Origin of the sequence: Nocardia vaccinii NBRC 15922, from assembly GCF_001613305.1 — a bacterium.
In the GTDB taxonomy this organism is placed as follows: Bacteria; Actinomycetota; Actinomycetes; order Mycobacteriales; family Mycobacteriaceae; genus Nocardia; species Nocardia vaccinii.
Map to the genome: position 1 here is coordinate 20,943 of NZ_BDCC01000076.1, position 22,850 is coordinate 43,792.

Consider the following 22,850-nt stretch of genomic DNA (forward strand, 5'->3'; position numbering starts at 1 on the left):
TGCTGCGACGGCTGTCCTTCCTGCTCCGGCCGAGCTGGGCGATTCTGGCCGTGGTGGTCGTCGCGTTCGCATACCTGTGCTTCACGGTGCTCGCGCCCTGGCAGCTGGGCAAGAACGTCTCGACCTCGCATCGGAACAATCTGATCGCCGATTCGGTCAACGCCGCGCCCGTCCCGGTGGGGCGGTTCCTGGCCGATCCGAAGGCCGAGGACACCGAATGGCGGCGGGTCACGGCCACCGGCGGCTATGTGCCCGGCTCGACGGTGCTCGAGCGGCTGCAACGCCTGGACGATAAACCCGCGTACGGGGTCCTGGCCGAATTCCGTCTCGACGACGGCCGCACCCTGCTGGTCGACCGCGGCCTGGTCGGCGCGGCCGACGGCGCCCAGCTGCCGGCCATCGCCGAACCACCGGCCGGGCAGCAGCGCATCGAGGGCCGGGTGCGCAAGTCCGAGGGCGTCATCCCGGGCAAGGACCCGATGACGCAGGACGGCTACCGGCAGGTGTACTCCATCGACACCACGCAGTTGTCCAGCGTGCTGGGCACCCCGCTCACCGCGATCCCGACCGGCGGCGCGGGCGGTTACCTGCAGTTGAGCGACGGCCAGCCCGGGGGGTTCACCCCCCAGCCGCTGCCACAACTCGACGCGGGCCCCTACCTGTCCTACGGATTGCAATGGATCGCGTTCGGCGTCATGGCTCCGCTCGGTCTCGGCTATTTCGTGTATGCCGAGATCCGCGAGCGTCGCCGCGAACGTGGTACGGCGCCACAGATTTCCGTCTCCGCCGCCGAGCCCGCGACCGCGGCGACCGCTTCGACCCCGCGTCCGGCCGAACCGCCCACTACAGCAGAATTTTCCCCAGCCGCAGCCGACGATGCTCCGGAAACGGCCGGTGCCACAACCGAACCGGACCCAGTGCCACAGGTCCGCACCAACGCCGAACGTCTCGCCGACCGATACGGCGGCATGCGTCGCTGAACGGGGCGCCGAGGCATCGGGCTGGATTGCCCGAGGTTCGTCGCCGTGTTCCGCATCGGGTCCGCCGCATGGCGGCGTCGGGTCGTGGGGGGCGAAGATCAACAAACCGTTAAAGTTGTATCAGGTGTGTCGGGAAGTCTGGTCGACGAATTCGTTCTCGAGTTCAGGAGAGGACTTCAGTGCGCACGCCACATCGTAGAAACGCCCGGCGGTCTCGTCCGGGTCCGGCCCCGAGGCATGGTCGCGATGGATGACGTGACGCCGTTCGCGGTCGTGCTGTTGATCGCCTCGCTCGTGGGCCTGGTGGCGGTGCTGTCCAATCGGCTGGGCGAATGGTTGCCGGTTCCCGCGCCCGCCCTTTTTCTGATCGGCTCCGCGGCGGCCTCGGACATCTGGCCGAGTCTGGGGAGGATCCCGATCACCGTGGTCGAGGAGATCGTCACCGTGGCGCTGGTGGTGATCCTGTTCGACGGCGGTATGCAGATCGGCTGGCGGCGGTTCCGGGCCAATGCGGGGGCCATCACCTGGATCGGAGTGGCAGGAACACTCGTGACGGCCGCCGCGGTGGCGTTCGCCGCGCATACCTGCTTCGGGCTCGACTGGCGCATCGCACTTCTGCTGGGCACCGCGTTGTCGCCGACCGACCCCGCGGTGGTGTTCTCGGTGCTGGGACGTCGTCAGATCGCCGGGCGGGGCGGCGTCGTCCTGCAGGGCGAATCGGGGGCCAACGATCCGGTCGGTATCGCCCTGCTGGTGGTGCTGCTCGGTGCGAGCCGGATCGATATGCAGTCGATCGGTTCGATCCTGGGCGAATTCGCGGTGCAGATCATCGTCGGCGCGGCGGCCGGGCTGGCCGGCGGGCTGGGGTTGCTGTGGTTCATGCGGCGGGTGCCGCTGCCGGCCGCGGGCCTGTATTCGCTGCGCGTGCTGATGTGCGTGATCGCCATCTACGGCGCCACGACGCTCGCACACGGTTCCGGATTCCTGGCCGTCCTGGTGGCGGGGATCGTCATCGGCGGCCAGCGCGCGCCCTATCGCGCCGATATCGAACGATTCCATTCGGCGCTGGCCAGTCTGGGCGAGATCGTGGCGTTCGTGATGCTCGGATTCACCATCCAGGTCACCGGCCCGCACGGCGTGGTCGACGGCGGCGCGTGGTGGATCGGGCTGCTGCTGGCGGTCCTGCTGACCCTGGTGGTGCGGCCGCTCCTGGTCGGCGCGCTGATCTGGCGGATGCGCCTGGCCATGGGTGAACGGCTGTTCATACTGTGGACCGGGCTCAAGGGCGCGGTGCCGATTCTGCTGGGCACGTACATTCTGCGAGCCGGTGTTCCCGACGCTCAGCGCGCCTACGAGATCATCTTCGTGGTGGTGGCCTTCTCGGTCATCGTGCAGGGCAGCGTTGTTCCCTTCCTGGCGCGGCGGCTCGGCATCCCGTTGCAGACGGTGAATCCGCGACCGTGGACGATGAACGCCCGTTTCGAGGAGGAACCCGACAGTCTGCACCGTTTCACCGTCGCCGCCGGTTCGGTCGCCGACGGGACCACGGTCGCCGAACTCCCCTCCGACGACCTGTGGGTGAGCGTCATCATCCGGCGCGGACGCCTGGTCACCGTCACCCCGGAAACTCTGCTGCTCAGCGGGGACGAGGTAATGGTCCTGGCCGAACCGGGTTCCCGGGCAACGGTTTCCAGCCTGTTCACCTCGGATACCATCGGGCCACAACAATCTTCCTGAAATTCGCGTACTCGGCAGGCCGATTCCCGCGCAAACGATCACCGCCGCGAATCCGCGACAGGTTCCGGCGACAAGAGAACGAGGGCGGCGGCGGTGAGGGCGGCGCCCGATTGGACGGCCTCCGAAAGACGTACGGCGCGACGAAGATCCGCGACGACCGGCGCGGGGCCGTCGCCGAGGGTGGGCCGCAGTTCCGTGCCGTAGCGGTATCGGGTGCGACCGCCCAGCTGAACGCCCAGCGCGCCGGCCATCGCGGATTCGGCCACGCCCGCATTGGGACTCGGATGTTTCGCGGCATCGCGACGCCAGGTGCGTAGCGCCGCGACGGAACGTCCGCCGATCAGTGGGGCCAGGGCGGCGGTCAGCACACCGCTCACCCTGGCCGGGAGCAGGTTGGCCAGGTCGTCGGTACGAGCGGCGGCCCAACCGAAGTCGCGATAGCGCTCGTCGCGGTAACCGACCATCGCGTCCAAGGTGTTCACCGCGCGATAGGCCAGCAGGCCCGGAATACCGGCCAGCGCACCCCAGATCAGCGGCGCCACGGTCGCATCCGAGGTGTTCTCGGCAATGGATTCGACTGCCGCGCGGGCCAATCCATCCGCATCGAGCACCTCCGGATCGCGCCCGCACAGCGATGGCAGCAGCGCGCGGGCCCGGCCCAGATCCTCCGCCTCCAGCGCATCGGCCATCGCGCGCCCGGTCCGCGCCAAGGTCGTGCCACCCAGAACGGTCCAGGTCGTCAGCGCGGTCAGGCCCGCGGCGGCGGCGAACCGGATGATCGTCCGATCTCCTCGCGTCACCCTGTCGGCGGCCACACCCAGCACAGCGGTCCCCCCGACGAGTACGACCTCGTGCACCACCCCGGACATCCGGCTGTTCCGATAGCTCACCGACTCCAATGCCGCGGCCGCCGAACCGAATCCGGCCACCGGATGCCATCGCCGCGGATCCCCCAACACCCGGTCCAGCCCGAAGCCCAGCACCAACCCGACAGCCGTCGACATCCGCTCACGCACCGATCGAGACTAACGTGGCAGGTCACCGCGCGGTGCAAACCGGGTTCATCGCCACCGGCGCCGCACCGTCGCCCGACGGCGATTCGCGGCGGCGCCGACATCCCGTCCCGTCGGATCGCCGGCGCGGGCAGCATCGTCGTGTCACATATCCAGCGGTGATTTCGTCCACCTGGTGACCGATAGGCTCGGCTCACGCCACGCGGCGCGGGCGAGGAGTGAGGATTGCACAGTGACCGACGAACGCCCTGACGATATCGACCAGGCCGAGCTCGCCCGGCAGTTCGAGGAGCATCGGCAGTACCTGCGGCGGCTGGCATACAGCACGCTGGGCAGCCTCAGCGACGCCGATGACGTCGTGCAGGAGGCGTGGCTGCGATTGCAGCGCTGGCACGACCATCGCGCCCCGGGTGAGCGGATCGAGAATCTGCGGGCCTGGCTGTCCACCGTCACCGGGCGGCTCGCGCTCGATCAGCTGGGTTCGGCGCGCGCCCGCCGCGAACAGTACGTCGGGGAGTGGCTGCCGGAGCCGCAGGTGAGTACGGGCGACGATCCCGCCGACCGGATCACCCAGGACGAACGCGTCACCACCGCGCTGCTGGTGGTGCTCGAATCGCTCACCCCCGCCGAACGCACCGCGTTCGTCCTGCAGGAGGTGTTCGGCATGTCCGGCCCCGAGGTGGCCGAGGTGGTCGGCCGCACCCCGGCGGCCGTACGGCAGCTGGCCTCCCGGGCCCGCAAACACGTCGAGGAGGGCACCCCGCGCTTCCCCGCGAGCGCCGACGAGCACGGCAAGGTGGTCTCCGCCTTCGCGCTGGCCTGGCGCACCGGCGATATGGGCGCACTGCTGGGCCTGCTGGACCGCAACGTGGTTCTCACCGCCGACGGCGGTGGCAAGGTCCCGGCCGTCCGCCAGCCCGTGCGCGGCGCCGAACTGATCGCCAAGCTGTTCCTCGGCTGGTATCGAGCCACATCGGGCGCGTGGGGCCGAGAGGTGCGAGTCAACGGCGAACCCGGCCTCCTGGTCTTCGACGGCACCTACCCCGGAGTGATGTCCTTCACCGTCGACCAGGGCGCCATCACCGCCATCCACGTGGTCCGCAACCCCGACAAACTCCGCCACCTGCCCGAAGAGTCGGAGCCCGACTGGTACCTGTGAGCACCCGGCAACCAGGTGCGGAAATGTGCTCACAAGGCATCGTCGACAGCCAACATGAATGCCGCCTCCAGGTGAACGAGACATTCGTCCGGGGGATGGTGGCGATGGACGAACCGCAGCTGTCGAGCCCGTTCCCTAGTCAGCTCGATCAGGTGCACCTGACACATGAACTCGGCCAGCAGACCGTCCGCGTGGACGAACGTCCGATGTCCCAGTGGCTCTGGAAGTGTCATAGATCCACCCCGGCGCGCCGCCCAACCGGAGATAGGCGTGCCCAGAATTCACCTCGTACCTTGTCCCACAACCAATCCAATGCCGGATGACGTTCCCGAGCAGCCACCAGATCGGTACCGATCGGAAACACTACCGCCTCCGCATCACGGGCCATGTTGCGCACCAATGTGATCTCGATCGACCTCGCTCTGTCTCCGGTCGCGCGCCATACGACTTCCATCCCGTTCCCCTCGGTGCGATACACAGCGTCCATACCGCGCCTCAGCCCGGTCGAACAGTCTCGGATGCGAACGGACCGGACGCGGGTTCGCACCGAAATCCATAGGCGTCCAACGAAGTCACCGAAACTCCTTGTCCTACTTCTCAGTTCATGGGTGTTGGACATCTGCAATGCCTGGCCGATCAAGAGTCTCGCGACATATGGGGACGAATTAACCCGATAATCGGGACACTCGGGGACACTTCTTCATAGGCTGACAACATGACCAACGAGCGGCTCAGGGGAGCGATGGCAGCTGCGAACCTCACCAAACACGCCCTGGCTGAGCGGCTCGAAGTCAGCACGAAGACCGTCGAACGATGGATCACCCAGGATCGTTGCCCGCATCCCGGCCTCCGATTGGCGGCGGCCCGTGCGTTGGGCCGTGACGAGACGTACCTGTGGCCCCAACTGCTTGCAGGCACACGATCCGCAGCCGCATCACTGTCGGAGCTGGTTCAGATCTGGCCAACCCGTCCCGAGGTGCCCCAGGAAGTCTGGCGAACCGTTATGCGTCAGGCCATGGATAAGATCGATGTTCTCGTCTATGCGGGAGGGTTCCTGGTCGAATCCCTCGACTTCGTCAATGTGATTCGCGCAAAGGCGAGTTCGGGTGTGCAGATCCGCATTCTGCTGGGCGAGAGCGATTCACCGGAAGTCCTCGCTCGCGGCCGCGAAGAGGGTCTGCCGTCGCTTCCACAACGGTGTCTGTCGACACTGGAGTATCTCCGCGAGACGATCGACCTGCCGTCCGTCGACATCAGGACTCACCGGACTCCCTTGTACAACAGCATCTATCGGTTCGACGACTCAATGCTCGTCAATACCCACAGTTTCGGCGCCTATGCTGCAAAGTCTCCAGTTCAGCATCTTCAGAACGTGCCGGGCGGCCGCCTGTTCTCCTACTATCGAGAGTCTTTCGAAGCAGTCTGGAAAACAGGACGCCCAGCGTAATCTGACGCATATGGGACGTCGAATCGATTATCACCAGGATCCTGCCGCGCCTCCCGCGAACAGCGTACGACCCAGTGCGGCCGCATTCGTCCGCCAAGCTGACACAGTTCTACTGATATGCCGATCGGACAACGGTAACTGGTCGATGCCCGGAGGGGCACATGACCCCGGAGAGTCCCTGACGCACACCGCAGTCCGCGAGACGTTGGAGGAGACAGGCGTCGAGATCCACGCGACCGGATTGGTCGGAATCTTCACCGATCCGACCCACGTAATCCACTACACCAGCAATGACGAGGTCCGACAGGAATTCACGATCGTCTACCGCGGCGAGCCAACCGGCGGAAAGCTGATGACGAGCGTGGAAAGTACTCGAGTCGAATGGGTGCCGATCGAACGGATTCACTCGTTGACGATGGACCGGAGTCAGCGTCACCGCATCGAATGGGCCCTGCATGAGAGCGAACCTTATATCGACCCTGAAACTCGCTGAAATGCCTGCCGCAGTTGCACTTCCGCTCGGGTGATCGCCGTGTACACGATACTGCCGGGCTCATATCGCTGGAGAATTTCGGACAACCGTTCGTCCAACGTGAATACTTCACCTCTCGGCCCTGTGCACAGGTCGGCCCACCAGAGGAAGTCATCGGCCGCATGCATCCCCTCCACACCGGCCGACCGGAACTCGTCGAAAATCTGCTCATCCAGTCCACGCACTGCTGCCTCCGTCTGCGCGGCAGTATGGAACGCCACCATATGGCAAACGGCCAGCGAATATCCGCGAGAGCGCAAGAACCGAGCACCGTCAATCGGGTGGAACCCGAGATCCGGATGGCCGTAACCCACGTCGTGTAGATAGGCCGCAGTAACCGCATCGGTACGAAGCTCGACGGGCAGATGACTCACCACGCTCTCCATCCGCCGCCCGACAGCCAGCGAATGAGCGCGTCGTGCCTCGGTCAGGGGAGACAGCAATTCGCCCACGGCCTCGTTCACCGCTGTCATGTTACCGGCCGACACATCTGCTCGTCTCCGTGAAAGCGCGTTGCGAATCATCAACCCGACTGCGTGACAGCATCGGCAACCTGCCCCGACGCGGGGCACATACCAGGGGATCGGGGCGATCCGTCCTTGCTGTCGTCGTACGGCGACACTATCGGATGTCGCCGTACGACGACACGCGCCAGGCGTCTGCTCTGTCTGCACCGGCTGTAGCTTCGGAGTCGCTCGTTACGACCGCGTTGTTCGTTCGCGGCATGGATAGACCCGCTGCGGCGGGAGGCCACACCTGGTTCACGCAAGCAGGCCGCAACAACCGCATCGACGTGGACCCCGGTCTCCTAGCCGCTTTCGCGCGCGGCGGCGACCATTTCGTCGACGCAGACGACGATCGCCAGGGCCAGGGGGACGTCGGGGTGGTAGATCTCGACGCCGTAGCTGTCGCGAATGCGGAACCACCTGCGCGAAGTCTCGGCAACGATGCCCTGCGGCCCCTCGAGGGTGTAGTTCTTCTCGATGAGATCACCGCGAGCGGTCCAACGCTCGCCGTCGGCCAGGGCGATGGTGAAGCTGTGCCGCAACGGGCTGAACAGTTTCTTGCGCACGGTGGCCGCATGGCTGCCACCGGTGCTCACGACCATGGCGTTGCGCAGGGTCAGTATCTTTCTGCGCCCCGCGGCGTACACCTCTCCCCGCGGCCCGCGCAGCTCGAAGGTGCGGCGGAACGTCAACACCTTGCCGTCGACGAGAAACGCCTTGTTCCCCGATTCGTCGGTCACCCAGTAGTCCTGGCCGAAGCCCAGTACCCGCTGCCGCATCACGTATCGCACGAACCCAGTCTGCCCGAATATCGTACATCGCAACGGCGTACGGCCCGCGAGCGGGTGGAAAGCGCTGTCCCGATCAGCGCCGGTGCTGTTCCCGCCCGAACGCCGCCGGCGTTCACTCGGTTCGATCACGCCACGAACCCTCCGAAACCCGGCCGGTAGGTTGAAGATCATGATGATCAAGCTGGGTGAGCATGCACCGCAGGTCGAGGACACCGCGTGGGTGGCGCCGAATGCGACGGTGATCGGGCGCGTGCGGCTGGGTGCCGAGGTCGGCATCTGGTATTCGGCGGTGCTGCGCGGCGATCTCGAGGACATCACCGTCGGCCCGCGGACCAACATCCAGGACGGCTGCGTGCTGCACGCCGATCCGGGCTTCCCGCTCACGGTGGGGGAGGGAGTCTCGGTGGGGCACAACGCGATCCTGCACGGCTGCACGATCGGCGACGACGTCCTGGTCGGCATGGGTGCGACCGTGCTGAACGGTGCGGTGATCGGCGAGGGCAGCCTGATCGCGGCCAATGCGCTGATTCCCGAGGGCGCGCAAATTCCGCCCAAATCGCTGGTGGCCGGAGTGCCCGGCAAGGTGCGCCGCGAACTCGGCGAGGCGGCGCTCGAGCGGATCCGCCTGAACGCCACTGTGTACCTGCACAACCTGGCCGTACACCGGGACGGCACCGAGGTGTGACAGATCACACAGAGCTCGAATTCGGGTTGCCGGGTCTTGCTAGCATCGTGTCAGCGTGCCCGGAGTCCGGGTCGTGCGGCCGAGACGGATGGCAGCACAAGGGATATCGCCCTGGCGGCGGGCACGTGGTTGGGCAAGGAGGTTTCACGGTGTCGTGCGAGCAGTCCGGTATGCACCGATCCAACGGGCGAATCAGTGTGGCCGATATCGCGGCCCAGCCGGGGGGCATCGAGGCGTTGCAGCGCCGGGTCCATGAATTACGTTCCAGCGGAATCGACTTCGCCGCGAACGCGATCGAGCGAGAGATGGACGCACTGAATCTGCGGTGAGTATGGTACGGGCCTCCGGCAGCGGCGATGAGACAATGAGGGACGTCCCCCCGCATCGACGCGGTATCCGCCGACCGACTGGAGGCTCGATGCCCACCGTTCACTCGATCCTGGCCCGCATCCTGGAAAAGCCCCGGGCCGATGGTGAGCATCTGCTCGAGAGCGCGTTGTCGGCATTCCTGGACTTCGGCATCAAGCGCACCAGTATGGGCGAGGTCGCGCGCCGCGCCGGGATCAGCCCGGCCACCCTGTATCGCCGATACGAGTCGAAGAACGACCTGGTCCAAGCCGTGGGCGTGCGCGAGGCCCAGCGATTCGTCGCCGATATCGACAGCCGTGTCCAGGCCATCTCCGACGGCGAGGATCAGTTGGCGGAGATCTTCGTCGCCTTCATCACCTCACTGGCCCGCAACGAATTGCTGCAACGCCTGTTGCGCACCGAACCGGATCTGATCCTGCCGCGGCTCACCATCCAGGCCGGACCGATACTCGCCGTCGGACGCGCCTATCTCGCCGACAAACTGCGCGCATTGCACAAGGACGAGAACGACCGCGACTTCGACGCCGATCTGGTCGCGGAGATCATGGCGCGCCTGGCGCAATCCCTGGCGCTGACCCCGGACGGACTGATCCCCCTGGCCGACGAGGCAGCCGCACGCGAGTTCGCCCGCCGCACCCTGGTGCCGATGCTGGGCGGGCACCGCCCCTGACCCACTGCCGATCTCACTCTTCCGGAGCGCCGAACAACGTTGTGGTCGAACACGTTTCGTCGTCCAGATGCGCCGGGCTCAATCCGAACGCGGCCGCGACCCGCTCGTCCAGCGCCCGCCGATCCGGCACGGCCCCCTCGTCCACCACGGCGCGAACCCCGGCGACGAGTGCGGCGGCGGCCGCGGTCGAGGGGTCCGGAACCGGAAGACGCGCAACGTACTGCGTGATCCACCGCCGCCGCGCGGCATAGAGCCGATTGCCGCACACCGCATCGTAGAACCGCAGGCCCAGCGTCGAATTCGCCACGCCCATCAGCAGATACGGCAAGGTATCGCTGCCGATGTCCGGCACCGAGATCCAGTAGCAGTCACCGTTGACGATCGCACCGCTGCGATCGAGGGCGAAACGCGGTGCGACGCTGATATCGGGAAAGACCAGTTTGGGATGCCGCCACAGATGCGGGCGCTGCGGCACCCAGATCTCGAACCATTCGCGGCCGCTCGCGGTGAGGTAGTCCCGCGCGGCCAGCACATCTTTGTGTTCGGCGAGATAGGCTGCCGCGGAGGGAAATCCGGCCAGATCCACCGGCGTGCGGCGCGAGCAGCTCACATCGTACGGATACAGCACCCGAGTCGGGCGTTCCCGGAAGATCCGCCAGGGCGCCAGATCGTGATGAGTGATCAGGTCGAACAACAACTCCGGTTCCGGCGGCGATTGCCGGTGTTCCCACCGATCGGAGATGAACACCCGATCCGCGGTCGTCTTGATCCCCACCCGGATCCGTGCCACCTCACCGAATGTCCGCCACGTCCCGCCGCGCACTCGGCGCAACCACTCGTCCACACTCGGCCGCGACATCCGCCAGGGCGTGGCCGCATCCGCCACCGCGACATCCGCCGGCCCCGACCGGCCAGGATCGCCCTCCGGCAGCTCGACTTTCGGCGAAATAACCTGTAGCACAGTCGATCCAGCGTCGAGCGTGCCCGCCTCGATCGCGATATGGCGGCCACCGTGACGCAACGAGCATTCGCGGGCGGCCGCCAGCGCGTCGAAAAGGTCGAGGGTGCTGGTGGATTCACCGTCGGGAATCTCGTACGCCGAGACATAGCGGCAGGGGGTCGTGAGCGGTGCGCGCACCGCGACGGTGACGGCCGGTAGTACCGCGGCCTCGAAGAGTTTGGTGTCGCCCAGATCGTAGAGTTCGACCGGGGTGAGTTCGGCGCGCATCAGGGCGCGTAGGTTCGCGCCCGCCTTCGTGGTGAGAAATCGGTTGGCACACAACAAGCCCAGGGCACCCCCGGGCCGCAATAATCGGGGCACGCTGGCGACGAACGGGTGGGTCAGATCGATTCGGCCGCGCAGCCCGAAGCGCACGCTCAACAGGCGCGCGGTCGCCCCACCCAACTGCTGGGTCCGTACATAGGGCGGATTGGTGATCACCGCGTCGAAACTATTCTCCGCCAATTCCTCTGCAGCAGAGAGGAAATCACCGATGAACCAGGTAACCGGAAGCTCGGCGGCACGTTCCCGCGCGAGCGCGACCGCCGCGGCATCCAGATCGAATCCGGTGAGCTGAACCGGAACTCCCGGAAAACGCCGCACCGCGGCCCGGTACACCGCCAGCAACAGCTCCCCGTCCCCGCACGCCGGATCGAGAATCCGCAACCTCCCCTGCGGCACAACATGTTCCAATAGACGCTCGGCCAAGAACTCGGCCAACCGCTCCGGTGTGTAGTGCCTCCCGTGCCGCTTGCGCACACGAGCACCGGCGGACGCGTTCGCCCGCCGGTCCGCCGCTACCCGCCCGCGCCGGCCCTCCATACCGTCACATTCTGCCCCGGCGAACCGGCCAATATCGGCTGACGAGCCGATCGACTCGATCGAATTCACTGCTGGGAACACCCGCGGCACTCTTGCGCGGGCCCACTCGGCTCGTTCTCACCAACCGGTCCGCGCGGGGCGTGCCGGCCGGAACACTCAGCCGAGGCCGAAAGGCTTGCCCCACAACGTCTCGGTGGAATCCATGACGTTGTCGTGCAGTACGACCGTAGTGTATGCGCGGGCCTCGGCGTATCCGGCGCAGCCGTCCACCGAGATCGTGTGGTTGACGTACTGGGTCGTACCGGAGGTCCCGGTGAAGTTGTAGACCTGAATCATCTTGCTGGCGACCTTGCCGGGCTCGAGCTTGATCGACATCGAGGGGTCGGCGTACGGGGTGATACCCGAACTGCTCAGACCCGCACCGCTGTCGCCGGGCGAGACCGAGAGACCGCCACCTCCGCCGCCGCCACCGCCGCCGTTACCGCCGCCCCCGCCGCCGCCGGAACTCTGGTCCGAGGAGGAGGAGGCGTCGTTACCGTCGCCGTTGCCGTCCGGCTGATTCGCTTTGCCGTTCCCGGACTGGGTGTTGTTCTGATCCGCGGTGTTGCCGCTGCCGTTGGCGTGCACGCCGCTGCCCAGATCGACCTGACAACCCACCAGGTAGCCGGTCTCGATTCGCCCGCCGGTGATCTTCACCGCGCCGGGGGCCGTAGCCTGCACCGTGGCCACCGCCGAAACCATCGCGTTGCGGGACAGCGGGCTCGCGGCCATCGATCCGGAGATCGTGGCGCTCTCCCCGGTGCGGTCGACGCGGACGGTCACGCCGTCGTGAGTCGTGTAGGAGGCGTGACCGTCCGGTAGCGGCACCAGCGTGTCCGCACCGGCCGACCCGCCGACCGCCAGCACCAGCGGAACGCACACACCCGCGACGATCGCGCTGCCCAGCACACCTCGCACCGGGCGATTCCGCTCCTTCTGGCCGTATGTCGTTGTGGCGCAGGTGTTCATGGAAGGTTTCGACCTCATCGCCCTCATCCGATGCTGAACGGGTTGCCGTACAGGGTGACCTCGGCGGTGCCGCGGCTGTTGGTGACCGTCAGTGTGCTGAACGATCGCGCCTGCGCATATCCGGCGCAGCCGTCGACCTGTACCCCGCGATCGTGGTACTCGACACCGATCGCACCCGCTTTCGGATCCATCTTCTTGGTACCGAATTTCACCTGTGTCACACCACCCGGCACCAGATTGATGCTGGGGACGACTTCCGGCCACGCCGAGTCGGGTGCGATATAGACGTCGCCACCGAGCGAGAGCCCACCGGACAGATCGACCTGACATCCGACCAGATAGCCGGTGACCAGCGTGCCGCCGGTCGCTCCCGGCGCGGTCGCGTAGACCGTGGCCGACATCGTTGCGGTACGCGAGAGGCCGTTGTAGGCCAGCGACGGCGAGACGACGGCCTTTTCACCGGTGCGGCTGAAGTCGACCGGAACGCCGGTCGCGGTGGTGAAGGTCTGTCGGCCATCAGGTAGCGGGACAACCGTATCTGCTTGCGCCACACCACATCCGAGCATCAGTACGGCGAGCCCCGCCCCACCGCGAACGAGCCAACGACCGGCTCCTGAAACCAAATTCATATTTCCTTCATCGTTTGTGTTCGGGCAAGCGCAGCCAACGCTTGTTGATCCAGGTGAGAGTCAGCTGTGAGCCCACGGGGAATCTGCCGGGAATCGCTGTGCGACATCACAGTCACGCCGTCATCCCGCGCGCGGCGGCTCGGCGACGGCGCCCCGACGTACCGGACGGCCGGGCCGAGAATTACCGGGCTTCGGCTCAGCCGGGCACGTAGACCCGCACCGCGGATATCCGTCCCCCGTGCGCCACCACGAGTTCCGCGATGCCGCGCCCGGCGGTCGTTTCCACCGACACGGTGACATATCGCCCCGCCGCGATCGGCTTGCTCACCCCGGTTCCGGCGGCCTGCGCGACGAAGGCGGCCGGATCCACCGCGACCCCGGCAGGCCATTCGAGCACCGCATCCGGTGTCAGCGCCGCTCGCACCCGATCGACATCCCCCCGCGCGGCGTCCTCGATCAGTCCCGTCGCGACCCGCTTACCGGCGGAGCCGACCCGGACGAAGCCACGCGCGAAGCCCAGCGCACCGCCGATGCCCTGATTGCCGAGCAACTGCGGAGCCAGGCGCGCCGCCGCGCCCAGTCCCCGCACACCGGCGGCCAGCAACTGCACGATCATCACCGGCAGTTCCCAATGCGCGTGCAGCTCACGGATTCTCAGCACTTCGCCGACCCGCTCGAGGTCGTAGCGCAGATGCATGGGCACCCGCAGGGTGACGCCCGTGGACATGGTCGTCTCGATGCCCAGATCCCGGAACACCGTCGTACCGCACACCACGTCGTGCTCGACCCGGAAGACGATGCCGTTGGGCGCGATGAACGTATCGTAGAAGCGCTCGATCGCCTCCCGCCCGATGTGCGGGCGCGATCCGACCGGATCCTCGACCCGGGCTCCGGAGGCGAACAATCCGACCCAGGCCGCGCGATCGTGCGCGGCAACCGCCCGCGGCGACGCCTCGACGGCGGCCAGAAGTTCGTCGGCTGATCCGGTTTCGGACATCATTTCCCTTCGCGACGTGGGGCGATGAGCCCGCACCTAACCTATAACGTGTTCTACTTCATGTCACGGGGCGGGAAAAGAGATTCCGGATCGTGCGCCCGACCGGGCAGACTCTCGGACATGAGTCCGCGTGATACGCCCTCGGGGGTGGGAGCTTTCCTCAGACCGTGGCTGCGGCCGAAGGTTCTGCTCCGGGTAGCGGCGGTGGCCGCGCTCACGGTGATGGTGCTCGTCGGCGCATGTGTCGGCGTGGTCCGATGGCGCGCGAGCGGTCTGGAGTACTCGGCGACGTCGGTGCCGCCCGCCGACGTCGCGCTGGTGCCGGGTGCGGAGATCTACCCGAACGGCCGGCCGTCGCCCTATGTGGCCGGTCGGCTCGATCTGGCTCGCGCCCTGCTGAATACGGGCAAGGTCAAGGCGCTGCTGCTGACCGGCGATTTCGGCACGCCGACCTACGACGAACCCGACGCGATGCGCAGATATCTGATCGGCAAGGGCGTACCCGCGAACAAGATCGCCTTGGACTACGCCGGGTTCGACACCTATCAGTCCTGTGCTCGCGCCTACCGAATCTTCGGGGTGCGCAACGCGATCGTGGTGACCCAGGATTTCAGCGTCCCGCGCTCGATCGCCCTGTGCCGGTCGGTGGGCATCCGAACCACGGCGGTCGGCGATCACAGCCAGGCGCACAACGCGACCTACGACAAGTGCTGGCTGCGCGATCAGATCGCCGCGACCAAGGCGGTGTATTCCATGCTGGTCCAGCCGGATCCGGAATTCCTGGGCCGCCAGGAGACCTCGGTCCGCGACGCCATGGCCGCGAACCCGCACTGATCCGGCCGGATCGGCCGACGCTTCGCCGCGTCCGGTTTCGGCTGTGCGGCAACGAGAACCGCCGCCGTTCTGCACAGCCGTCCGCCATCTATACTGAGACCGACTGCGCCGCAGATCTATTCATCGAGATGCGCGACGGTGCGCGGGTGAGCCGACCCCGAGTCCGTTGATCAGCGTGTCCACCACGACGTCGGCGGCCTGAGCGGCGCTGAGCTCGGGCAGATCCTCGGCAGCCCGCAGCAGCAGGGACGGCAGCAGGGCTCCGATCCAGCCGTGCGGCAGGTCGTCACGCAGCACCCCTTCGTCGGTGGCGCGTCGCAAGAAGTGCTCGACTTCCTGAATGAAACCCTCGCGGCGGTCGCGAATCGTCTCCTCGGACAGCATGCGGAACGTCTCGACGGGCCAGCGGCGGTTCACCTCGATGATCCCCTCCACATAGCGATGCAGTGCCACGCCGACCGGCGCCTCACGCAATCTCGCCGCGGCGATCGCCGCTTCGACCGCATCGTAGCGGGCGCGGTACACCGCGGCGAGCAGATCCTCCCGGGAGGAGAAGCGGCGGTACACGGTGCGACGGTCCACTCCGGCGGCCGCGGCGATGGCCGCGATGCTGACCGAGGGATCGTCGGCGAGCAGTCGCGCGCCGGTTCGCAGGACGAGTTCCAGGTTGTGCGCCGCATCCGCTCTCACCTCTCCGAAGGTATCCGGTAGTGACGCTCATCGCCGAATATGAGACACGATCCAGTGGAATAAATTCTTATAACTGCTACTTTACTGTGACAGTTAGCCTGCACGGACGGATACCGCCCGGCGCGGCCAGTCGATCGGAACGGAGAAACGGCTCATGGCCGGAACATGGTTCATCACCGGAGCATCTCGCGGCTTGGGCCGTCACCTCACCGAAGCAGTCCTCGCGGCCGGAGACCGGGTCGTCGCCACCGCGCGCCGACCCGAGCAACTGGCTGATCTGGTGGCCGACTACGGCGAGCGGATCCGGGCCGTGGCACTGGACGTCACCGATGCGGCCGCCGCCGAGCGAGCGGTCCGGCAGGCGATCGACGCATTCGGCGGACTCGACGTCGTGGTCAACAACGCCGGTTACGCCAACAGCGCCCCGATCGAGGAGATGACGGCGGAAGATTTCCGCACCCAGGTCGAAACCAATCTGTTCGGCGTCGTCAACGTCACCCGGGCCGCACTGCCGGTGCTGCGGCGACAGCGGTCCGGCATATTCGTCCAGTTCTCCTCGGTCGGCGGAAGGGTCGGCGGCACACCGGGAATGGGCGCGTATCAGACCGCCAAATTCGCGGTGGAGGGATTCTCCGAGGTGCTCGCGAGCGAGGTCGCCCCGTTCGGGGTGAAGGTCGTCATCGTCGAACCCGGTGGCTTCCGCACCGACTGGCAGGGCTCGTCGATGACCCTGCACAGGGTCGGGCGCGATTACGAGCAGACCGTGGGCGCGATCAACCGGTACCGACAGGACAGCCACGGTACCCAGCCCGGAGATCCGGCCCGCGCGGCACAGGCCATCATCGATGTCGTCGGCGACGAGAATCCACCCCGACGCCTGTTGCTCGGCAGCGACGCCCTCGCGGCGGCACGCGAGGCGGGCAGGGTCCGCGCCGCGGAAACCGAGCGGTGGGCGGCGGTGAGCAACTCCACCGATTTCCCGCCGACGAGCGATGACGCGGACGTCCCTCCTCCGGACGCATGACCGGCCGGTCCGGCACCATCCCATGCATCCCGAAAGACATTCGGCCGCAGCATCTTTCGCGCAGGCTGTCAGCGTGCGGCGGTGCGCGGCCTCACTGCGGGGGCATGAGCATGGGAACGGGTTCGCGCACGGTCACCAGCACGACGACATCGCCGTAGGGCGCGGCGCCCCGCGCTACACGATGGGCCATGCGCGCCACGGAGGTTCGCCACCGGTACTTGGCGTCGATCTCCGATTGCACGAACGGCAGCAGGGTGCCTCCGGTCACGACCTGGGCCTGACCATGCCATTGATGCGAACCGAGCGCCGGATTGCCGCGCCAGTCACCGGGCTGCACGATCACCCGGCCGTCGCGGGCGAGCTGCTCGGCCTCCTCGGCGTAGGAGGAGACGCGGAAAGCGAGCTGGTTCTGCCCGATCGGGACCACCAGTCGCGGCACCGTCACCAGCTGTTGCGGGCCGGCGACGCGGGTGACCAGGACGGTCTTCGCCGCCTGCCACATCATCGCCGACTGGGAGCGTCCGGAACGAGCCGGTACCCGCCGCGCGCCAGCCGCCGGATCCGGCTGAGCGATCTGCCGGTAGGCGGTAGGCACATCCACCAGGGTTCCTGCCATCACATTCGTCCTCTCCGGTGACACAATCCAGCGCTGATTCGGTGTCGGATCCACCGGCCCGCCACGTCCGCCGCCCTGTGATCGTCCGCCGGTCGGAGAGCATTACGGACCGACCGGTCGGCTCTGTCGGGTGAGCGGACGGACCCCCTTCTCGCCCGGATTCGGTCGTCCTCCGGCCGAGCGCGAGCCCGACATGCCGGGCATCCTCGGCCGACCACCTTCGATAGTCCATTGCCCGCGCCGAGATGGCAACGATGCAGGTCACATCTGTCCCAGACGGGCACGGTGGCGAGTTCGGGCAGCGACGGCCCCGGCGTGTCCGGCCCGTCGGAGTTCAGCCGAGACCGGCACGATCCGCGGGAGTCGCCCACGCGTTCCGCGCATCCGCCCGCCGCGTCCCCGTGCGAGCTCGCGCGAACCGACCTTCGATTAGACTCGGCCGCAATGGATGTCGAGATGATGTTCGACTCGCTCGAGGGTTTGTCGGTGGGGGATGCGCTCGGGCAGCAATTCCCCGTGATGCGCACATCGGTCGATGCGCTGCGGGCGGGGGCGGTCCCGGCGGGGCAGTGGCGGTGGACCGATGACACCGAGATGGCCTGCAGTGTCGTCGCCGAACTGTGCGCTCGCCGTGCGATCGATCAGGATCGTCTGGCCGAGGTCTTCGCGCGACGTTGCGATCCGGATCGCGATTACGGCTTCTCCACCGTCGGAGGGTTGAGCCGAATCCGCAAGGGCGCGCCGTGGCGCGAGGTGTCCGCCGCGGCATTCGACCATCAGGGCTCGTGCGGCAACGGTGCGGCCATGCGGGTCGCGCCGCTGGGGGCTCACTTCGCCGGTGATCCGGAAACGATTGTCGCCCAGGCGATCGGATCCGCCCAGGTGACGCATATGCATCCCGAGGGGATCAGCGGTGCGGTCGCGGTGGCGCTCGCGGCCGGGCAGGCGGTCCACGCCCGGATGGCCGGAATGCGGCCCACGCCAGAGGAATTCATCACCACCGTGCTCGATCGTCTCGGTGACGGCCAGACGACCCGCGGAATCCGCCGCGCCCGAACACTGCTCGGAGCCACCGTCGAACAGGTCGCCGACGAACTGGGTAACGGCTCCCACGTCACCGCGCAGGACACGGTGCCGCTCACCCTGTGGATCGCGGCGACGCATCTACACGACTATCCAGCCGCGGTCACCACTTGCCTTGCCGCGGGCGGGGATACCGACACCACCGCCGCGATAGTGGGCGGAATCGTCGCCGCTCACACCGGGAGAGACGCGATCCCCCGGGAATGGCTCGCCGCGCGGGAACCGTTGCCCGCCTGGTTGGAACGCGCACGCCCGGCCAAGTCCCGCCCGGGTCTGCTACGCAGATTGTTCACGGGCGGGCCGTGAACCGCGCGGAGTAGCTCGTGAATGCCCGGCGGCTCGTCCGATCGAGCCCCTGCCGGCCGGCAGAGCTGCTCAGCCCGGCTCGGTAGCATGCAGCGCATGTCCATCAAATTCGAGAACGTCGGCATCGCCGTTCGCGACCTCGAAGCTACGATCGCCTTTTTCACCGACCTCGGTCTCACGGTCGTCGGCCGTGACACGGTCAGTGGTGAGTGGACCGACACCGCCGTCGGCCTCGACGGTAACCACGCCAACATTGCCATGCTCCAGACGCCGGACGGTCACGGTCGCCTCGAGCTCTTCGAATACATCCACCCCGAGGCGATCGACACGGAGCCCACCCGGCCCAACGAGATCGGTATGCACCGTGTCGCCTTCTCGGTCGACGACATCGACAAAGCCCTCGAGACGGCCGCGAAGCACGGCTGCCGTCCGCTTCGTGGCGTGGCGACCTATCAGGACATCTACAAGCTCACCTACGTCCGCGGCCCCAGCGGAATCATCGTGATGCTCGCCGAGGAGCTGAAGAAGAACTGACGGCAATCACTACATCGACAGCATTCGCGCCTCGCCGGAAACCTTCCGAGCGAGGCGCGATGTCGTGGGTCGGCATCATCCTTTCCGGATGCGTCAGCCGTTCGGCAGAATCACCGCGCGGCCGTTGATCTTCCCGCTGTGCAATCGCTCGTAGGCGACGGGCGCGTCCCGCATGGCGAAGGTTTCCACGTGCACCTTTATCGAACCGGCCCGCGCCAGATCGAGCACCTCGTGCAGTTCACCGCGACTGCCCCAGTACGGCGCGGTGACATTCACCTCGAAGGGCAGCACACCGAAACCGACCGGCACGGTGCCACCGCCGATCCCGATGATCGTGATATCTCCCTCCATCGCAACGCATCCCGCGGCCGTGACGGTCGTCGGCGCCGCACCGACGATGTCGAATACCGCGGTCGCCCCCCGGCCGCCGGTCAACTCCCGCACCCGATCGGCGGCCGCGGCGTCGGAGATCACCGTCTCGTGTGCGCCGACCGCCCGCGCGAGCTCGAGTTTGTCCTCGCTCACGTCCAAGGCGATCACCCGTGCCGGGCTCAGCGCACGCAACAGCTGAATGGCGACGTGACCGAGACCGCCGGCGCCGATCACCACGGCCGTCGAGCCCGGGACCAGTTTGGGCAACGACCGTTTGATCGCGTGATAGGGCGTCAGTCCCGCATCGGTCAGCGGAACGGTCTCGACCGGATCGAGGCCGTCCAGCGGCTCCAGATGACGCGGATCGTCCACGATCATGTATTCGGCGATCGCGCCCGGCGCACCGAGTCCGGGCGGGAATATGTTCAGCTCGGCCGCACGCACACAGTAGTTCTCCCGTCCACTCGCACACGGCGGGCAGGAGCCGCATCCCCACGGACCGTAGACGGCGACCGAGTCGCCCACGGCGAATCCGGTCACCCCCTCCCCCAGCGCCGCGATCGTCCCGGCCCCCTCGTGCCCCAGCGTGAGCGGCAGCTGGTACGGGAAATCCTTTTCCGGCCAGGACATCACGGCGATATCCGAATGACACACCCCGGCCGCCGACACCTTCAACAACACCTGTCCGGGCCCCGGCTCCGGATCGGGCACGGTCACCAATTCCGGTGCGGCACCGATGGTTCGATACTGTAGAGCTTTCATCGCGATACCTCCGAGGTCGAATTCACGATCGGATACACCGCGCCACACCTCGAACGCTCCGGAACTTCAGCGAACAATCCGCAAACGACCAGGCGCACCACGGCCCCAGCCTCGACGGCCATGATCCATGACAGCTACTGAGACCTGGGAACAACTCCCCGATCATACGGTCGAACCGGGTGCGCTCAGCGGCTTCTTCGGTATCGACAGCAATCAGTCAGCGAATTTCATCCTGTAACCTGCGCAGGGTCGGGATTCGCCAACTCTCCCGCCCGGCCGATCCGGGGATAGCTTCGGCCGCATGACAACGGATGTGGGTACGCCACTCGATGCCATACTCGGGCCACTGCCCAGGCCGTGACCGACGACCCGGCGAACGCGCCGGCCGTCTTCCGCGCCATCGGGGCCGCGGAGAGTGCCGTTACCACCGTGGTCGAGGCTCGCGCGCATACGGTTCGGCTGGACGAGCCCGCGGCGCTGGGCGGGCAGGAGTCCTACCGCTCGGTGGCGATCTCGTTGTGCCCCCGACTCTTTCACTGCCACACTGTTCTGGTGAGCCTGCGGCGATTGTTCAAGAAAACCTCTCACGACGCGGTGCCGGGAACGTTCCGGGTCACGGGCGTGTCCCTCACCCGGGACGAGGGCGGTTACGGCAGCGCGCGACTGTCCGGTGTGCTGTCCGGGCCGGAGGCCCCGGCGCGGGCGCTGCGGGTCGGCCGGCGTTACGGTCCCGGCGAGCGGGTGCCCGAATGCGGCGACGAATTTCCGGCCACTATCGACCGCGAACATCCCGATCGTTACGGAATCGTTTGGCCCGAACAGGTTTCGCCGACCACGAAGGCGTTGTGGAACGAGGAGTACGCCGAGCGAGTGGCCGCCGCGATGCGCCTGGGCCTCGAGCCCTCGGTCGTGCCCGAGGTGACCGGTATCGGCATCCGGGAGTTGGCGCGGGTAGCCGTCGAACGACGCTACGGACGTGACCTGCTCCCCGACGGCAATCGGCAGATCACCGCCGAGGAGGCCGAGGAGCTCTATCGCACGGGCGTGCGCGCGACCGCGACGATCACCGGGATCGACTTCCTCGACGTCCCCTCCCGCGGTATGCCGGACGCGGAGGCCAGTCTCGCGAATGTCGCTGTGCGCGTGTCCTATCCGGGCGGAAGCGAGTACACGACCACGGCACGCTTCGGCTTCCGCACCGCCGCCCGCCGCGCCCAGATCGGTTTCGTCGGTGCGCGCGTGCCGGTTCGAATTCATCCGCGGGACCGAGCGCGCCTGTGCCTGGACCGTCCCGCGCTGCCGCCGCTGCCCGAATGACGCGGACGGCTCACCACGGCAAGCACGGGGAGTCCGGCGGACGCCGGTACGCCTCGGCACGAGCCTCGGCGAATCGCGTTTCGCACCTGTTGCTTTCATCGAAAGGACACGACTCGGTCTCGGCGCTGGCATCCCTCGCGATCGCTGCCTACGGTGGTCACCATGTCGACGATCGTGATCGAGGACCTGCCCGAACCGGCCGCCCGTGTCCTGCGACGGCGGGCCCAGGCTGCGGGCATGTCCGCCGCGGCCTACATCCGGGTGGAGCTGACCGAGCTCGCGGGCACGCGTATCCCGCTCGATGACGTCGTCGAATTCCTGCATGCCGAACTACCCGACCCGCCGGTCGCCGAAATCGACAGCGACGCAGCGGCATTGATCGGCGACCTGGCCGAGGAGGCCGCGGTCGTCTTCACCCGTCGCGCGGGCGCGGCCGGTATCCCGTTGAGTACGTATCTGCGTCAGGAGCTGACCACTCTGGGCCGCCGAACCACCATCGACGATGTGATCCTCGAGTTCCGCGAGGCACAGGATCACGATCCGAATCTGTTGGTGGACATGGACGCGGTCATCGCCGCGGCCCGGTACGCGCGAGCGGAGTGAGCGCCGCGGGATCCGGCCGGACTCGAGCAGCGCCGACAAGCCGCGCAGGACGCCGATCACCTGCCCGCCACGCGGGGTGGTGAAGTCGCGCACCATATCCGCGGCGAGGTTCGGAACACAACCGACGAATCCGCCCGCGGCTTCGATCCGGCGCAGGGCCGCCGCCTCGGTGCTGTTCGACAATCCGCCGCAGGCGTCCAGCGCGACGTGGACGCGCATGCCCGCCTCGATCAGGTCGAGCGCTGTCAGCAGTACCACCAGTTCGGTCAGCACGCCACAGATCAGCACGACCGGACGCCCGGTGGACGGAGGCTTGGAGCACGTCACCGCTTCCTTCATATTTCAATAATTCGGTGCCGAACAA

General features: G+C 67.1%; 25 protein-coding genes and 1 pseudogene. 14 read left to right on the top strand and 12 right to left on the bottom strand.

All coding sequences use genetic code 11. The features are described from left to right. Positions 1-2: 2 nt before the first annotated feature. Entirely contained in the window at positions 3-980 is a 978-nt protein-coding gene (locus tag NV1_RS37330) for an SURF1 family cytochrome oxidase biogenesis protein (protein ID WP_067902911.1), read from the top strand. A 246-nt stretch (positions 981-1,226) separates the two neighbouring features. Next, positions 1,227-2,717, top strand: coding sequence for a cation:proton antiporter domain-containing protein (locus NV1_RS37335; protein WP_067902913.1), 1,491 nt, complete (start codon positions 1,227-1,229; stop codon positions 2,715-2,717). Between the two features lie 38 nt (positions 2,718-2,755). Here the strand turns inward: NV1_RS37335 and NV1_RS37340 are convergent, their stop codons facing one another. Beyond that, positions 2,756-3,721 (bottom strand): cobalamin biosynthesis protein, encoded by a 966-nt coding sequence (locus NV1_RS37340; protein ID WP_067902818.1) that lies wholly within the window; start codon positions 3,719-3,721, stop codon positions 2,756-2,758. Positions 3,722-3,962: 241 nt separating this feature from the next. Here NV1_RS37340 and sigJ point away from each other — a divergent pair, with 241 nt between their 5' ends. Continuing rightward, positions 3,963-4,889 carry an RNA polymerase sigma factor SigJ gene (sigJ, locus tag NV1_RS37345; RefSeq protein WP_067902821.1) on the top strand — a complete coding sequence of 309 codons (927 nt, stop codon included), beginning with the start codon at positions 3,963-3,965 and terminating at the stop codon, positions 4,887-4,889. 29 nt (positions 4,890-4,918) lie between these two features. Here the strand turns inward: sigJ and NV1_RS37350 are convergent, their stop codons facing one another. Then, the gene (locus NV1_RS37350) at positions 4,919-5,122 is read right to left on the bottom strand and encodes a hypothetical protein (protein ID WP_067902824.1); all 204 of its coding nucleotides are present in this window, start codon (positions 5,120-5,122) and stop codon (positions 4,919-4,921) included. A gap of 482 nt (positions 5,123-5,604) precedes the next feature. On the opposite strand from NV1_RS37350, the gene NV1_RS37360 reads away from it, so the two are divergent. Then, entirely contained in the window at positions 5,605-6,336 is a 732-nt protein-coding gene (locus NV1_RS37360) for a helix-turn-helix domain-containing protein (RefSeq protein WP_067902830.1), read from the top strand. 10 nt (positions 6,337-6,346) lie between these two features. Beyond that, positions 6,347-6,829: an NUDIX hydrolase gene (locus NV1_RS37365; protein WP_067902833.1), complete on the top strand. Its 483-nt coding sequence runs from the start codon at positions 6,347-6,349 to the stop codon at positions 6,827-6,829. Here the strand turns inward: NV1_RS37365 and NV1_RS37370 are convergent. Together NV1_RS37370 and NV1_RS37375 are read right to left on the bottom strand one after the other, a co-directional pair. Beyond that, complete coding sequence (locus tag NV1_RS37370) at positions 6,805-7,332, bottom strand: HD domain-containing protein (protein ID WP_169813504.1); 528 nt, start codon at positions 7,330-7,332, stop codon at positions 6,805-6,807. The genes NV1_RS37365 and NV1_RS37370 overlap by 25 nt on opposite strands. A 344-nt stretch (positions 7,333-7,676) precedes the next feature. Next, positions 7,677-8,165, bottom strand: a complete 489-nt coding sequence (locus NV1_RS37375; RefSeq protein WP_067902919.1) for an LURP-one-related/scramblase family protein — start codon at positions 8,163-8,165, stop codon at positions 7,677-7,679. 169 nt (positions 8,166-8,334) lie between these two features. Between NV1_RS37375 and NV1_RS37380 the strand changes: the two genes are divergently transcribed. The 3 genes from NV1_RS37380 (at position 8,335) to NV1_RS37390 (ending at position 9,889) form a co-directional block, all read left to right on the top strand. Next, the gene (locus tag NV1_RS37380; RefSeq protein WP_067902922.1) at positions 8,335-8,850 is read left to right on the top strand and encodes a gamma carbonic anhydrase family protein; all 516 of its coding nucleotides are present in this window, start codon (positions 8,335-8,337) and stop codon (positions 8,848-8,850) included. A gap of 170 nt (positions 8,851-9,020) precedes the next feature. After that, the gene (locus tag NV1_RS37385; RefSeq protein WP_245714131.1) at positions 9,021-9,179 is read left to right on the top strand and encodes a hypothetical protein; all 159 of its coding nucleotides are present in this window, start codon (positions 9,021-9,023) and stop codon (positions 9,177-9,179) included. 89 nt (positions 9,180-9,268) lie between these two features. After that, entirely contained in the window at positions 9,269-9,889 is a 621-nt protein-coding gene (locus tag NV1_RS37390; RefSeq protein WP_067902835.1) for a TetR/AcrR family transcriptional regulator, read from the top strand. Between the two features lie 13 nt (positions 9,890-9,902). Here NV1_RS37390 and NV1_RS37395 read toward each other — a convergent pair whose 3' ends face one another. The 4 genes from NV1_RS37395 to NV1_RS37410 all read right to left on the bottom strand — a co-directional run bounded on the left by NV1_RS37395 (position 9,903) and on the right by NV1_RS37410 (position 14,345). Continuing rightward, positions 9,903-11,711, bottom strand: coding sequence for an Eco57I restriction-modification methylase domain-containing protein (locus NV1_RS37395; RefSeq protein WP_084526457.1), 1,809 nt, complete (start codon positions 11,709-11,711; stop codon positions 9,903-9,905). A gap of 156 nt (positions 11,712-11,867) precedes the next feature. Then, entirely contained in the window at positions 11,868-12,737 is an 870-nt protein-coding gene (locus NV1_RS37400) for an MspA family porin (protein ID WP_169813505.1), read from the bottom strand. Between the two features lie 5 nt (positions 12,738-12,742). After that, the gene (locus tag NV1_RS37405) at positions 12,743-13,348 is read right to left on the bottom strand and encodes an MspA family porin (protein WP_084526439.1); all 606 of its coding nucleotides are present in this window, start codon (positions 13,346-13,348) and stop codon (positions 12,743-12,745) included. A 196-nt stretch (positions 13,349-13,544) separates the two neighbouring features. Continuing rightward, a complete protein-coding gene (locus NV1_RS37410; RefSeq protein WP_245714132.1) occupies positions 13,545-14,345 on the bottom strand; it encodes a nuclear transport factor 2 family protein in 801 nt (266 codons plus the stop codon). Positions 14,346-14,465: 120 nt separating this feature from the next. Here NV1_RS37410 and NV1_RS37415 point away from each other — a divergent pair, with 120 nt between their 5' ends. After that, positions 14,466-15,179: a SanA/YdcF family protein gene (locus NV1_RS37415; RefSeq protein ID WP_084526441.1), complete on the top strand. Its 714-nt coding sequence runs from the start codon at positions 14,466-14,468 to the stop codon at positions 15,177-15,179. A 120-nt stretch (positions 15,180-15,299) separates the two neighbouring features. On the opposite strand, the gene NV1_RS37420 is transcribed toward NV1_RS37415, so the two are convergent. Next, entirely contained in the window at positions 15,300-15,869 is a 570-nt protein-coding gene (locus NV1_RS37420; RefSeq protein WP_067902851.1) for a TetR/AcrR family transcriptional regulator, read from the bottom strand. Between the two features lie 154 nt (positions 15,870-16,023). Between NV1_RS37420 and NV1_RS37425 the strand changes: the two genes are divergently transcribed. Continuing rightward, positions 16,024-16,893, top strand: a complete 870-nt coding sequence (locus NV1_RS37425) for an oxidoreductase (protein ID WP_067902854.1) — start codon at positions 16,024-16,026, stop codon at positions 16,891-16,893. Between the two features lie 91 nt (positions 16,894-16,984). Here the strand turns inward: NV1_RS37425 and NV1_RS37430 are convergent, their stop codons facing one another. Then, positions 16,985-17,509, bottom strand: a complete 525-nt coding sequence (locus NV1_RS37430; RefSeq protein WP_157117629.1) for a hypothetical protein — start codon at positions 17,507-17,509, stop codon at positions 16,985-16,987. 444 nt (positions 17,510-17,953) lie between these two features. Here NV1_RS37430 and NV1_RS37435 point away from each other — a divergent pair, with 444 nt between their 5' ends. Both NV1_RS37435 and NV1_RS37440 read left to right on the top strand, forming a co-directional pair. Then, positions 17,954-18,898 (top strand): ADP-ribosylglycohydrolase family protein, encoded by a 945-nt coding sequence (locus tag NV1_RS37435; protein WP_245714133.1) that lies wholly within the window; start codon positions 17,954-17,956, stop codon positions 18,896-18,898. Positions 18,899-18,994: 96 nt separating this feature from the next. Next, entirely contained in the window at positions 18,995-19,432 is a 438-nt protein-coding gene (locus NV1_RS37440; RefSeq protein WP_067902859.1) for a VOC family protein, read from the top strand. A gap of 93 nt (positions 19,433-19,525) precedes the next feature. Here NV1_RS37440 and NV1_RS37445 read toward each other — a convergent pair whose 3' ends face one another. Then, entirely contained in the window at positions 19,526-20,566 is a 1,041-nt protein-coding gene (locus NV1_RS37445; protein ID WP_067902934.1) for an NAD(P)-dependent alcohol dehydrogenase, read from the bottom strand. A gap of 357 nt (positions 20,567-20,923) precedes the next feature. Here NV1_RS37445 and NV1_RS37450 point away from each other — a divergent pair, with 357 nt between their 5' ends. Both NV1_RS37450 and NV1_RS46170 read left to right on the top strand, forming a co-directional pair. Then, positions 20,924-21,883, top strand: a complete 960-nt coding sequence (locus NV1_RS37450; protein WP_067902862.1) for a hypothetical protein — start codon at positions 20,924-20,926, stop codon at positions 21,881-21,883. A gap of 162 nt (positions 21,884-22,045) precedes the next feature. Then, positions 22,046-22,486, top strand: a complete 441-nt coding sequence (locus tag NV1_RS46170; protein ID WP_067902938.1) for a hypothetical protein — start codon at positions 22,046-22,048, stop codon at positions 22,484-22,486. Between the two features lie 135 nt (positions 22,487-22,621). On the opposite strand, the pseudogene NV1_RS47125 reads toward NV1_RS46170, so the two are convergent. Further along, positions 22,622-22,825: pseudogene (locus tag NV1_RS47125) on the bottom strand (isochorismatase family protein); the annotation flags it as partial. Between the last annotated feature and the right edge of the window lie 25 nt (positions 22,826-22,850).

Coding starts and splice junctions, on each gene's coding strand:
- NV1_RS37380 (WP_067902922.1), top strand. CDS start 8,335: ATGATGATCAAGCTGGGTGAGCATGCACCGCAGGTCGAGGACACCGCG.
- NV1_RS37435 (WP_245714133.1), top strand. CDS start 17,954: ATGGATGTCGAGATGATGTTCGACTCGCTCGAGGGTTTGTCGGTGGGG.
- NV1_RS37400 (WP_169813505.1), bottom strand. CDS start 12,737: ATGAGGTCGAAACCTTCCATGAACACCTGCGCCACAACGACATACGGC.
- NV1_RS37335 (WP_067902913.1), top strand. CDS start 1,227: ATGGATGACGTGACGCCGTTCGCGGTCGTGCTGTTGATCGCCTCGCTC.
- NV1_RS46170 (WP_067902938.1), top strand. CDS start 22,046: ATGTCGACGATCGTGATCGAGGACCTGCCCGAACCGGCCGCCCGTGTC.
- NV1_RS37445 (WP_067902934.1), bottom strand. CDS start 20,566: ATGAAAGCTCTACAGTATCGAACCATCGGTGCCGCACCGGAATTGGTG.
- NV1_RS37405 (WP_084526439.1), bottom strand. CDS start 13,348: ATGAATTTGGTTTCAGGAGCCGGTCGTTGGCTCGTTCGCGGTGGGGCG.
- NV1_RS37365 (WP_067902833.1), top strand. CDS start 6,347: ATGGGACGTCGAATCGATTATCACCAGGATCCTGCCGCGCCTCCCGCG.
- NV1_RS37410 (WP_245714132.1), bottom strand. CDS start 14,345: ATGTCCGAAACCGGATCAGCCGACGAACTTCTGGCCGCCGTCGAGGCG.
- NV1_RS37385 (WP_245714131.1), top strand. CDS start 9,021: ATGCACCGATCCAACGGGCGAATCAGTGTGGCCGATATCGCGGCCCAG.
- NV1_RS37395 (WP_084526457.1), bottom strand. CDS start 11,711: ATGGAGGGCCGGCGCGGGCGGGTAGCGGCGGACCGGCGGGCGAACGCG.
- NV1_RS37415 (WP_084526441.1), top strand. CDS start 14,466: ATGAGTCCGCGTGATACGCCCTCGGGGGTGGGAGCTTTCCTCAGACCG.
- NV1_RS37425 (WP_067902854.1), top strand. CDS start 16,024: ATGGCCGGAACATGGTTCATCACCGGAGCATCTCGCGGCTTGGGCCGT.
- NV1_RS37350 (WP_067902824.1), bottom strand. CDS start 5,122: ATGACACTTCCAGAGCCACTGGGACATCGGACGTTCGTCCACGCGGAC.
- NV1_RS37340 (WP_067902818.1), bottom strand. CDS start 3,721: ATGTCGACGGCTGTCGGGTTGGTGCTGGGCTTCGGGCTGGACCGGGTG.
- NV1_RS37430 (WP_157117629.1), bottom strand. CDS start 17,509: ATGGCAGGAACCCTGGTGGATGTGCCTACCGCCTACCGGCAGATCGCT.
- NV1_RS37360 (WP_067902830.1), top strand. CDS start 5,605: ATGACCAACGAGCGGCTCAGGGGAGCGATGGCAGCTGCGAACCTCACC.
- NV1_RS37440 (WP_067902859.1), top strand. CDS start 18,995: ATGTCCATCAAATTCGAGAACGTCGGCATCGCCGTTCGCGACCTCGAA.
- NV1_RS37390 (WP_067902835.1), top strand. CDS start 9,269: ATGCCCACCGTTCACTCGATCCTGGCCCGCATCCTGGAAAAGCCCCGG.